General features: G+C 54.8%; 6 protein-coding genes. 3 read left to right on the top strand and 3 right to left on the bottom strand.

Features of this window, described 5'->3' with window-relative positions; genetic code table 11:
- The first annotated feature begins 6 nt into the window (after positions 1-6).
- From KU854_RS14945 to glgB, 3 genes are read left to right on the top strand one after another with little or no spacing between them, the layout of a single operon-like run.
- Positions 7-2,463 carry a glycogen/starch/alpha-glucan phosphorylase gene (locus tag KU854_RS14945; protein WP_218359260.1) on the top strand — a complete coding sequence of 819 codons (2,457 nt, stop codon included), beginning with the start codon at positions 7-9 and terminating at the stop codon, positions 2,461-2,463.
- Between the two features lie 50 nt (positions 2,464-2,513).
- Positions 2,514-4,697, top strand: coding sequence for a 4-alpha-glucanotransferase (gene malQ / locus KU854_RS14940; protein ID WP_218359259.1), 2,184 nt, complete (start codon positions 2,514-2,516; stop codon positions 4,695-4,697).
- Between the two features lie 5 nt (positions 4,698-4,702).
- Positions 4,703-6,862 carry a 1,4-alpha-glucan branching protein GlgB gene (gene glgB / locus KU854_RS14935; protein ID WP_218359258.1) on the top strand — a complete coding sequence of 720 codons (2,160 nt, stop codon included), beginning with the start codon at positions 4,703-4,705 and terminating at the stop codon, positions 6,860-6,862.
- Between the two features lie 335 nt (positions 6,863-7,197).
- On the opposite strand, the gene KU854_RS25055 is transcribed toward glgB, so the two are convergent.
- From KU854_RS25055 to KU854_RS14920, 3 genes are all read right to left on the bottom strand, one after another.
- A complete protein-coding gene (locus KU854_RS25055) occupies positions 7,198-9,984 on the bottom strand; it encodes an amylo-alpha-1,6-glucosidase (RefSeq protein ID WP_336245255.1) in 2,787 nt (928 codons plus the stop codon).
- A 93-nt stretch (positions 9,985-10,077) separates the two neighbouring features.
- Complete coding sequence (locus KU854_RS14925; RefSeq protein ID WP_255555574.1) at positions 10,078-11,883, bottom strand: alpha-amylase family protein; 1,806 nt, start codon at positions 11,881-11,883, stop codon at positions 10,078-10,080.
- Between the two features lie 8 nt (positions 11,884-11,891).
- Positions 11,892-12,743 carry a MalM family protein gene (locus KU854_RS14920; RefSeq protein ID WP_218359256.1) on the bottom strand — a complete coding sequence of 284 codons (852 nt, stop codon included), beginning with the start codon at positions 12,741-12,743 and terminating at the stop codon, positions 11,892-11,894.
- Positions 12,744-13,005 lie beyond the last annotated feature (262 nt).

Raw genomic sequence — 13,005 nt, 5'->3', positions numbered from 1 at the left:
AATAGCATGAGAACTCAAACCCAAGCGGCTGTGTTCGATAAAGAAGAATTCAAGAAAAGCGTATTGGCACACCTGACCAATACCTATGCGCAGCTACCTGAAAACGCGACCACCCGCGGCTGGTACCTGGCAATGGCGAAAGCCCTGAGCGACATGAACATCGGCAATCTGGCAGAAACAGAAGCCGCACTGAGCAAGAAAAACGCCAAGAAAGTTAACTACCTCTCTATGGAATTCCTGATCGGCCGTATGACAGGTAACAACCTGATCGCGCTCGATATCTACCCGGAAGTCACTGAAGTGATGGCGGAATTTGGCTTGAACCTGACTGACCTTCTGGAAGAAGAACGCGACCCGGCACTGGGCAACGGTGGCCTTGGCCGTCTTGCAGCCTGCTTTATGGATTCGCTGGTAGCGCAGGAATTCCCGGCGGTGGGTTACGGCCTACATTACGAGTACGGTCTGTTCCGCCAGTCATTCGAAAATGGCGAACAAAAAGAAGCGCCGGATGCATGGAAAGGCATGGAAGGTTACCCGTGTGAAGTGGCACGTCCTGAACTGACGCAGAAAGTCGGCTTCTGGGGCAGCGTAGAAACCTACCTGGATGAAGAAGGCAACACCCTGCGCCGCTGGCAACCAGCCCTGCAGGTAGAAGGCCGCGCGTGGGATATCCCGGTTGTCGGCTACAAGAACAACAGCACCTACCCGCTGCGCCTGTGGGAATGTCACGCGCCAGCGCCGTTCGATCTGGCACGTTTTAACGATGGCGATTACGTCAATGCCCAGTTCAGCGAACTGGAAGCCGCGAACCTGACCAAAGTGCTGTATCCAAACGACAACCACGAGCAAGGCAAAGTACTGCGCCTGATGCAGCAATACTTCCACTGTGCCTGTTCAGTGGCCGATATCCTGCGCCGCCACCTTTCCCTTGGCCGCTCGCTGGAATCCCTGTCCGAATTTGAAACCATCCAGCTGAATGACACCCACCCTACCATCGCCATTCCCGAGTTGATGCGCGTATTGATGGACGACCACGGTTTTAGCTGGGACAAAGCATGGCATATCTGTAGCCATACCTTCGCTTACACCAACCACACCCTGTTGCCGGAAGCGCTGGAGACATGGAGTGCGGAACTGATGGGTCGTTTGTTACCGCGTCACATGGAGATCATCTTCCAAATCAACGCGCAGATGCTAACCGAAGTGAAAGCCAAATGGCCGGGCGATGCGGAGAAGCTGCGTAAGTTGTCACTGATCCAGGAAGGCGAGCAGCAAATGGTGCGCATGGCGAACCTGTGTGTGGCGTCATCCTACGCGGTGAATGGTGTGGCAGCGCTGCACTCAGACCTGGTGAAACGCGACCTGTTCCCGGAGTTCAATGCCCTGTACCCGAACCGTCTGCTGAACGTGACCAACGGTATTACCCCACGCCGCTGGCTGAAGTTCTGTAACCCTGCGCTTTCTTCGCTGATCAACCAACACGTGGAAGGCGACTGGGCGAAAGATCTGGATCTGCTGGGTAGCCTCAACAAACTGGCAGGCAACAAGAAATTCCAGAAGCAATTCATGGCGGTGAAGAAACAGAACAAACAGCGTCTGGCTGACTGGGTCTCTGCCAACATGGGTATCACCCTGAACACCGACGCGATTTTCGATGTGCAGATCAAACGCCTGCACGAGTACAAGCGCCAGCACCTGAACCTGCTGCACATCCTGTCTCTGTACCAGCGTCTGCTGAACGAGCCGGGCTTTGATATTCACCCTCGCGTGTTCATCTTCGCGGCGAAAGCAGCGCCGGGTTATGCGCTGGCGAAAGACATCATCTTTGCCATCAACCGCGCAGCAGAAACCATCAACAATGACTCACGCATCGGCGACAAACTGAAAGTGGTGTTCATTCCGGATTACCGCGTCAGCCTGGCGGAAATCATTATCCCAGCGGCCGATGTCTCAGAGCAGATTTCCACCGCAGGTAAGGAAGCATCCGGTACCGGCAACATGAAGATGGCACTGAACGGAGCCCTGACCATTGGCACCATGGATGGCGCGAACGTTGAAATCCGCGAGGAAGTGGGCGACGACAACATCTTCATCTTTGGTATGGAAGTGGAACAGGTGATGGAAGCGCTGGCAAACGGCTACCACCCTGCCGAGATCTACCACCGCGACCCTGTCATCAAAAATACCATCGACATGCTTTACGGCGATGCGCTGACACCGGATGCACCGGGACGTCTGGCCAGCATTGCGGACAATCTGGTGCACAGCGACCCGTATCTGGTGCTGGCAGACTTTGCCGATTACGCCCGCGCCCATGCCGATATCGACCGCGCTTACCGCGACCAAAGCCACTGGGCGGAGATGGCAATCATCAACGCCGCATCTGTAGGCAAGTTCAGCTCAGACCGCAGTATCCGCGACTATGTGGACACCATCTGGCAACTGGAAGCAATCAACCTTTAAGCCCTAATCAGGCGGCCTGTCACAGGCCGCCTTTAAGAGAATGAATAGAAATGGATACACAAAAACTAAAAGCGGTAGCAAGCCGCGCCGGGCTTGCTGATACCTACATCAGCGCCTGGGGAGAGCCAACCAACGTCAGCGATGCCGTACTGGTAAAACTATTGGCTGCGATGGGATACGACACCAGAGACGACGAGAAACTGGAAGCGTCGGCAGAACGAAAACACCAGCAGGATTTGCTGGCGCCGGTCGTTGTGTTGCGTGAAAACCAGCCTGTGGATGTCACCCTCACGCTGGGTAAAACCGTGCGCATCGGTGATTTCAGCTGGTCACTCACCCAGGAAAATGGCGACGTGATTGAAGGCTGGCTGGAATCTCAGGTAGTCAGCGACACCCGCGCGCAGGATGGCAAACTGGTCTTCCGTCTGGCAGAAAAACTGCCAATGGGTTACCACCAGCTCACCATGCGCCGCAAACGCCGCAAGAGCGATTTCAGCTCGACCGTTATCGTCGCGCCAAAAAGTTGCTACAAACAGGCTTCCCTTAATGCAGACGAAAAACTGTGGGGTACCACGGTTCAGCTTTACACCCTGAAGTCCGAACAAAACTGGGGTATCGGTGACTTTAGCGATCTGATGCAACTGGTGGGCAACGTTGCCAGCCGTGGCGGTAATTTTGTTGGCCTGAACCCTATTCATTCTCTGTTCCCGGCTAACCCGGAAGGCGCAAGCCCATACAGCCCGTCTTCCCGCCGTTGGCTGAACGTGTTGTACATCGACGTTATCAATGTAGCGGAATTTGCCCTGAGTGATGCGGCGCAGCAGCGCGTAGGCAGCACCGAATTCCAAGCGCGCATCAAAGCCGCCCGTGACGCGGAATGGGTGAACTACAGCGAAGTGGCCGACCTCAAAATGAGCGTGCTGCCAATGCTGTGGGAAACCTTCAAAACCCGCCAACTGGCAAAACAGACCGACCGCGCACAATCTTTCAACCGCTACGTCGACGAAGGCGGCATGAGCCTTCTGCATCAGGCAGCGTTTGATGCCTTGCATGCTGAGCTGAAAAAGACTGACGACTCAATCTGGGGCTGGCCGGTCTTCCCTGAAAAATACCGCCACTTCTCAAACCCAGCGGTTCAGGCGTTTATCAAAGAAAACCAGGATGCGGTTCATTTCTACATGTACCTGCAATGGCTGGCGGAAGAACAACTGGCAGCGGTGCAGCAACTCGCTACTGACCGTGGCATGGACATTGGCTTGTACCGCGATCTGGCAGTTGGCGTGTGTGACTCCGGTGCAGAAAGCTGGGCGGACGAAGGCGCGTTGTGTCTGGATGCCAGCATCGGCGCACCACCGGATATCCTTGGCCCACTGGGTCAGAACTGGGGCTTGCCACCGCTGAACCCGGACTATCTGGTCAAGCACGCTTACACCCCTTACATCGACTTGCTGCGCGCGAACATGAAACACTGCGGCGCCCTGCGTATCGACCACGTACTTGGCCTGCTGCGCCTGTGGTGGATCCCACGCGGCGACTCTGCGCAGGACGGTGCTTACCTCTACTACCCAGTAGAAGAAATGTTGGCGATTCTGGCGCTGGAAAGCCACCGCAACCAGTGCAGCATCATCGGTGAAGATTTGGGCACTGTGCCGGACGAGATTGTCGAGCCATTGTTCGAAGGCGGCGTGCACTCTTACAAAGTCTTCTTCTTCGAAACAGCAGAAGATGGCGGTTACCTGTCCCCGGCGCATTACCCTGTGCAGTCCATGGCGACCCTGTGTACCCACGACATGCCAACCCTGCGCGGTTTCTGGCATTGCGATGACCTGCGTCTGGGCAAAGAGCTTGGCCTCTACCCTGACGAAGCGCAGCTGGAAGGACTTTTCACTGCCCGCGCTGAAATGAAGCAAAAGATGCTCGACAGCATCCGCTGGCATGGCTGGTTGCCGGAGCATATCGGTCAGGATGCCCTCTATGTACCGATGGACCAAAGCTTGTCCCACGCAATGCAAATGCATTTAGCGGCGGGCAGCAGCGCCCTGCTTGGCCTTCAGCTGGAAGACTGGCTGGAGATGGACAAGCCGGTGAACGTACCAGGCACCGTTGACCAGTACCCGAACTGGCGTCGCAAGCTTTCAGCCACTCTGGATGAGCTGTTTGCCCGTCCGGAAATCAACTGCCTGTGCCAGCGTCTGACTGACGTGCGTGCACAAGCCAGCCAACACAAGGAGTAATAGGCATGCTGGCAGATTCAGCAATCCCGATCACTACACTCCGTGAGCAGCTCGAAAGAGCTGCTTTTCCGTCTCCGTTTTCCGCGCTGGGGCCGAATGCCACGCCGGAATCGGCATTGACCGTCTGGCTACCTGAGGCCAAAAGCGCCTCACTCTTGCTGGATGACAAAGCCATCGCCCTGAACGAGGCGGCGCCGGGGCTGTTTACCCTTTCCAGCGACAAAGCCGCACTGGAAAACAGGCTGTACCGTATTCATGCCCGTTATACCGACGGTGAGCATACCTTTATCGACCCCTATCAGTTCCGCAATATTGCGCTGGAGGGTGCGCGCCTGCACACGCCTTCGACAGCCTATCGCGAAATGGGCGCCCAACTTTGCACCTTCGAGCGTGACGACAAAACCGTCGCTGGCACCCGTTTTATGGTGTTTGCGCCGAATGCCTCCGCTGTCAGCGTGATTGGCGAATTCAACCATTGGGATGGCCGCCGCCATCCTATGCAGCGTCTGGATGATGGCTTTTGGGCGTTGTTCGTACCGGGCATTGAAGCCGGTGTCAGCTACAAGTTCGAACTGAAAGATGGCCTTGGCAACCGCCTGCCACACAAGGCAGACCCTTGGGGTTACCATGCCGAGCAATACCCGTCTTTTGCCTCCAAGGTGTTCGATCAGAATGGCTACCAATGGCAGGATGAAAACTGGCAGCAACGCCCGTTTTCCCCGCCACACAAGCAGCCTTTGTCTTTCTATGAACTGCACGCCGGCTCGTGGAAACGCCACGAAAATGGCGAGTTCCTGACCTACCGCGAACTGGCAGACGAGCTTGTCCCTTACCTCACCGACATGGGCTACACCCACGTTGAGCTAATGCCGGTATCGGAATACCCGTTTTACGGTTCCTGGGGTTACCAGCCGGTTGGGCTGTTCGCCCCTACCAGCCGTTTCGGCTCGCCAGATGACTTCAAATTCTTCGTCGACCGCTGCCATCAGGCAGGCATTGGCGTGATCCTTGACTGGGTACCGGCACACTTCCCGTCAGACGATCACGGGCTGGCAAACTTCGATGGTACGGCGCTTTATAACGACCCGGATCCTCGACGCGGCTGGCACCCGGACTGGAAGAGCTTTATCTACGATTATGGCCGCGCGCATGTGCGCGAGTTTCTGGTCGCCAATGCCCTATTCTGGCTTGAGCATTTCCATATCGACGGTCTGCGCGTTGATGCGGTGGCGTCCATGCTCTACCTCGACTATTCGCGCAACCACGATGAATGGATCCCGAACCATGATGGCGGCAACCACAATTACGACGCCATTTCCCTGCTGCGCTGGGTGAATGAGGAGGTGTACCGACACTATCCGAACGCCATCACCATCGCGGAAGAGTCCACGGCGTTTCCTGGTGTGACCCGTCCAACCTCTGAAGGTGGCCTTGGCTTTGGTTTCAAGTGGAACATGGGCTGGATGCATGACAGCTTAAGTTACATCAAGGAAGACCCAATCCACCGCCAGTATCACCACAACACTCTGACCTTCCCGATGGTTTACGCCTACAACGAGAATTTTGTGTTGTCCTTGTCGCACGATGAAGTGGTTTACGGTAAAGCCTCTATCCACAACAAAATGCCGGGTGATGAGTGGCAAAAAGCGGCTAACCTTCGCGCTTATCTTGGTTACATGTACGGCCAGCCGGGTAAGAAGCTGAACTTCATGGGTACAGAGCTGGGTCAGACCGCAGAATGGAACCATGACGGGCAGCTGGAATGGCACTGGATGCAGTATGAAAAGCATCAGGGTGTGCAAAATCTGGTACGTGACCTGAACCATTTGTACCGTGAGACACCGGCGCTTTTCGAAGGCGATTGCGACAGCCAGGGTTTTGAATGGCGAATCGGGGACGACGCGCAAAACAGCGTGATCGCCCATGAGCGTTTCAGTGATGATGGCAGCCGCGTGTTGGTGATCAGCAACTTCACCCCTGTCGTGCGCGAAGGCTACGCTGTTCCTGTGCCGGTGGCAGGTAAATATGCCCTGCTGCTGAATACCGACGACAGCCAATACTGGGGCTCAGGGGTTTCTCCATCAAAAGAAATTAACGTGGAAGATGGGCACCTTTCCCTCACCCTGCCACCACTGGCAACCCTGTTCCTGAAGTGGATCCCTTAATCCTCATCTAAAGCCGAAGCCAATAAAAATGCCAGCGTTCAAGCTGGCATTTTTGTCTTTGCTAGGGGCTGCTGACCTTTGGTGATGATTTTTGCAGCAGTTTGTGGGGATTTTATGCAAGGCAGAGGCTTCGATGTGTAGCTAGCCTCCATGAGAAGCTGATAACGCAGCAGAAATTCCCCACAAACGCTGCCCGAAGGGTTCTGCTCTAAGCGTTTTATGCTTTGTTGAGGTGTATTTGCTTAGAATGACTAGGCGGCACACACCTCGCCGCGCCTGAAACGCTTATAGCTAGAACAAAATTTAACCACCAAAGGTCAGCAGCCCCTTAGGTTTTAGTCCTCATTCACCAGGTAGTTCGCCGCACGGATTTCGCGTTCCAACATGCCGTAATTTTCCAGCACTGGATACGCCCTGTCGGTTTCTGGCACGGCAAAGGTCAAGTCACCAAGAATATCCACGAAGTTCGACTCAACGCGATTTGGTTCCACCAGCTTGCCGTCAATATGCAGGGTGTTCTCTGCCGTATTCACCGTCAGGGTCTGGAGGCGTTTCAGCGGCAGAGTGTAATACTGGCGATGGCCGTCATCGGTATCAAATCCAAACGCCAGGGTTAACCCGCTTTCTTTGGCAGTGAGCAAATACTGACAAACCGCACCGGATTTTCTGAAATCCACCGCAAGCACATCACCCAGACCAAATGGCACATGGGCCGTTGCCTGTTCCCAACACGCCGGAAAATGCGGATAGAATTCAATGCGACCTTGCAACATATCCGGACGCACGCCCAGGTAGTCCTGATAGCCGTTGCGGTGGAACTCAGACACGGACCACGCCTGCGCATAAGTGCCGGTGGTCACCAGTTCGCCCGCGGCATCCAAAAACGCATCGAGGTTCTCGCTCATGGTGCCGCGATGGCCGAGCGTCAGGATCTGATCAGCAAGGTTTTTGGTCAGTTGGTAAGCCAGCTCGGTTTTGCCGTATTGGAGCATGGCCGACACAGAGAACCCCGCATTCCAGCCCCAAATGGTGCCGTTATGGTAGGCGGCATCCTTGTGGTACTCATCGCGGTTGTTGTGGTATGGGTGGAACCATGGGTCGTTTTGCGTCAGTGAACACACACCCCAAGGGAACATCAATTCGCTGAGGGCATTTTTCACCACATGCGCACCGGTTTCAGGAGCCACCAGCTCTCGGTTAAACGGCACTGTCATCAACATCAACTGGTTCGGGCGAACGCGGTAATCCGGCACGCCGTTTTCATCCACGCGGTCAGCCATGCACTGCGTTTTCTCATTCCAGAACAGCTGGTTCATGCTAGCCTGAACCTTGTCAGCCATGGTAGTAAAACGCCGTGCTTCCGTTTCTTCACCCACCAGTTGTGCCAACTCTGCCGCCACTTTCAGGCTGGTAAACCATAGCGCCTGAATATCGTTGGCGCGGTTGCCACGGGCTGACCAGGGGATTTGCCCCTGCAACTTGGCGTCCATCCAGGTATCAGGGTGGCGATGGGTCATCAGGCCATACTCATCAAGGTAATGGGTTTCCACCCCTTCGATGTACGCCTTCACCACCGGATACACAGCAGCCGCGAAGTCCCTGTCACCGCTGTAACGCAGGTATTCGCCAATTTCACGCACCATCCACGGTGTACCGTCCGTGGTGTTGTAAATGATATTGGTGGCGCTGGAAACGCGGTTGGGAATACGGCCGTAATTTACATCGCCTTTCTCTTTTTGCTGCATGGACGCAAAGTTGGTGATGATATCTTTGGCATCTCCGAAATCACCGTTTGCAAGCGTGATACCCGGCAAGGCGATAAAAGAATCCCGTCCCCAGCAGTCTTTGAACCATGGCAAACCCGCCCAAATCCCAGTGCCAAATTCGCGGGAGACAAACACCTTACCCGCCGCTTTTGACCACATCAGGGCGCGGTTGTAGGTCTCATCAGACGTCCAGAGATAGCTTTTGGTCAGCATGTCGTAAGTCGACTGAAGATGCTGCGCATAGCCATTGTTGGCGCTGGCCGCTTTCGCCATGCTCACCGCTTCTTGCTCCGTCACCGCAAAGGACAGATACACCGTCAACGCTGTTGTAGGCTCCAACGCTTCTATTACAGGCTTTACATGCATACCGCTCAGGTGCATGACCGAATCCAGTTGCGGGCAGCGTTTCAGGGTTTCTTCACGGAAGCTGAATGGCTGATCGGCACTGATGGCAACAAAGGCTGGGCTGTCTGACTGGCGCAGCGAAGGCTCCAGCGCATACACCACACAATCGTCACAACGTGAGACTGTGCTTTGGTTTATGGCAAGATTCAGCAGCGGCGCAACGCCCAGTACCGCTTCGTTCTGACTCTCAACGCGCAGCGCGGCGGTGCGGCTTCCTGAAAAAATACTCAGGGTGTCGGCGATACCCCCTGCGTAGTGGTGGGTAATGCCAAAAGGATACAGCGCCGCTTCAATGGCCTCGGTTTTATCCTGCAATTTACCATCCACCAGCGCCCCGAAAGTTCCCAGATACCAACCCTGTTTGTGGCGGTATTTTCCAGCTGCCACAAAGCGGTGAGTCTGGCCTTCATAGCAACCATCCACATTGTCACCAAACACAAACGGGAAGCTTTGTGGCTCGAGGATAGCTATGGCATCAAACAAAGCCTGTGGTGCCAGTACCGGCGACGCCTTGACGACAAGCGCCACTTCTGGGCTGCGGTTTGCTTTTATCTCAGCACTTAGCAGCGGTCGGTTTGGCTCGGCATCTATATTCTCGCCGCCCTGCTCAATACGCAGCACAGGTTCACGCCAGTTCTGAACCACCAGCGTCAGGGTATACAGGCCGGTTTGCGGCGCATCCAGAATAAGGTCATTACCAATACCTTTGGCAGGCATCAGCACCATTGCCGTTTCCAGTTGGCACTCGGTCGCCTTTCGTAGATCGGCAGAAAAAGTCAGTGCTTCCGTGCCATCTCGATCAGAAATCTTGAACTGGTGGCGATCAGCGGGAAGGCAAAGCGTCGCCTGATAACAGTGCTCGCCAACGTACTGCATCGGCGAATCATCACCCCAACCGTTAAAGGTGCCACGGATATAAAGGGTCTCAGAGATAGGTGGAATTGGGCTCACGGTACATCCTATACAAACAGAAAAGCCCTCAATCAACATCGAGGGCAAATAGAAATGAATGGTTATAAATCAGCGCGGTTAGTCATCTTCAGATTAAGGGCTCACTTCAAACACCAAAGCCGCCAACGGTTTGGCAGACAGGGACAACCAGCCTTCGCCGTTTTCAACAAACAACACGGAGGATTGCTGCCCATAGAGGCATTCTTTGAGTGGGTAGGCGCCGTCGGTGAGGTGCCAGTTTTCGATGACGTTTGCCGGGATTTTCAGCGATAATTCGCCTTTGTCGTTGTCGTCGAAATGGCTGAACAGGATAAGTTTTTGCGCGGCATCGTCGGTGCTGCGGGCGAAGGCAAACATGGTGCCGTCATAACCGTTGGCAGCGGCGCGGTTTTCATCGTGCAGCTCAAAGCAATCACCATCGAGTGCAGGGGCGCTCACGGTGAAGGTTAACAGGCGCTGGTAGAAATCACGCAGTTCACGCTCCTGTTCACTCAGCTGCCCGCCATCAAACGCGCCGTTATTCATCCAGCGTTGGTGCGCAGGGACGCCGCAATAGTCGAAAATTGAGGTGCGGGACTGGCGGCCAAACCCCATGTCACCCTCTGCGGCTTCCCCTACTTCCTGACCGAAATAAACCATGGCTGGCGCCGTGCCGATGCAGGCAGAAAGCAGCATGGCAGGTTTGCCCAGCTCGGCGTTTCCGGCAAACTGCGGGCTTGCCAGTCGCTGCTCGTCGTGGTTTTCCAGAAACTGCAGCATATTGGGTTCAATGTCTGCCAGTTCGCGGCGGATAGCGACAAGTTCGTCCGTGGACGCCTTGCCTTGCATGACTAACTTCAGTGCGTCGTAGAAATCGACTTTGTCATACAACGCATCCATTTTTCCCAGATGAACATATTGGCGATACAAATCAGGCTGGTAGACCTCGGCAAGCAGGAAAGCATCCGGGTCGATGTATTTGATGGCTGAATTGAGGTAGCTCCAGAACTCCACCGGCACCATTTCCGCCATGTCATAACGGAAACCGTCGACACCCAACATCAGCCAGTATTCGGCGACCTGGCGGAATTTCTTCCACGAATCCGGCACGGATTTCCCCTGCCAGAACCGGTAGTGCTGCTCATGACCCAGCTGCATGTACTCTTCCGGCAGAGCGTCAAAGTCCTTGCTGCCGTCTGGTCGCACGCCGTAATTGACCTTGACCGTTTCATACCAGTCATCAAAATCCGGCTTGGCTTTCTGTGCGCCGTTGCCTGTCCACTTGGCGGGAAACTCTTGGTAAGGCTGGCTGAGCATTGGGTGCTCTTCGCCGCCTAACAGCTCAAAGGTGTCGGCGAAGTCTGGCAACGCCAGCGCTTCATCCGGCAGGTAGTAAAAATTGTTGTCGCGGTGATAGGCCAGCGAGGTATCGTCATCCGCGCCGAAATCGACCACACCGTCAGGGTTATTCAGCCCCTGATAGCAACGGGCGACGTGGTTCGGCACGATGTCGATGATCACTTTCAGCCCTGCCCTGTGGCTTCTGTCCACCAGCGCTTTGAACTCGTTCAGGCGGTTGGCCGGATCGTTCGCCAGATCCGGATTGACGTTGAAATAGTCTTTCACCGCATACGGGGAACCGGCGCGGCCTTTCACCACCGCGGGGTGATCGTGGCTGATACCAAAATCGGCATAGTCGCCCACCAACGCATGATGCGGCACACCGGTATACCAGATGTGGGTCACGCCAAGGGCTTTGATTTCCGCCAGCGCTTTGTCGGTAAAATCATCGAACTTACCGACGCCGTTTTCTTCAAGGGTTCCCCACGGTTTGTTGGTGGTGTTTGTATTGCCAAACAGACGGGTGAACACTTGATAAATAACTTTTTTATTATTGTTTTTCATGATGTTGTTTTGCATTTATTCGCCTACTGGCTGACCAGATTGATAAAGGTCGCTTCCGCGCTTTTCGAGCCTGCGCGTTTGGCTTCTTCCAGCCATTTCAGTGCCAGTGCGATATCGCCGGACTCAACTGCCTGGGTGATTTTCTGGTTATAGAAGACTTCGCTTTCCGCCATCATGCTTTCTGTCGTGGTCTTTGCAGCCACTTCCTGCGGCGCTTTTTCGGCCAAAGGTTTGGCTTTCACTTCATCAACGCGGTAAGCGCGAAGGCTCAGGGGTTTGAGCGCCAATTCGAGCGAACCGAAGTTGCTGTGCTGGATAACTGGGTCAGTCACCATTGGGCGCGCCATGCCTAACTCTTCTGCGCGGATACGCTCAGGATGGGGAATGGTAATTTCGCCACGGCGGTACTCTTCCGGTGAGTACACCACCAGATACGGCGTTTGCTCCCTGTCCATCACAAACTGGGTTTCGTAACTCGCCAGATGGAACATGTCTGAGTTTTTCTGGCTGAAAGCATCCAGAGAAACGGTTTTCACCGGCTTGAACGCCGGGTCCAGCAACAGAATTTTCGGCGCGAATACCCCTTCTGAGCTCATCCAGCTGTTTAGGGTAATTTGCAGACGGTTGATGTTTTCCGGCATCGCAAACGCGGCAAAGTAGCTTTTACCACCCTCGATATCGGCAACCGGGGAATGGGCATCAATGGCGATATCCAATTGGTCGCCAGTCAGTGGGATCCAGCCAAACTGGCTGTAATCCGTGCAGCAAACGCTCTGTTCAATGGCGATGTTTTTCGCTGCTGGAAGGTCTGCGGTGGCACAGCCTGATACTGTGGCTGCCAGTAAAGCGGCGAGAAGTGCATGCCGTGTTTTCATAATGTTCTCCTTCGTCTGCGGATTGGAATGATGTCTGAGACGATAGCCCTGCACTCTTTGAAAAAACGCAGGGCTACAAACTCAAACAGGCAGCCCGAAGGCCGCTTAGGGTCTGTTGACCATTGGTGATGGCTTTTGCAGCAATTTGTGGGGGCTTTATTCAAGGCAGAGGGTTCGATGTGTAGTCGCCTACATGAGAAACCGATAACGCAGGAGAAAGTCTCCACAAATGCTGCCCGAAGGGTTCTGCTAAAAGCGTCTT

The sequence above is a fragment of the Enterovibrio paralichthyis genome (assembly GCF_019209835.1).
Classification (GTDB): Bacteria; Pseudomonadota; Gammaproteobacteria; order Enterobacterales; family Vibrionaceae; genus Enterovibrio; species Enterovibrio paralichthyis.
This window is presented reverse-complemented; position numbering and strand designations above follow the sequence as displayed.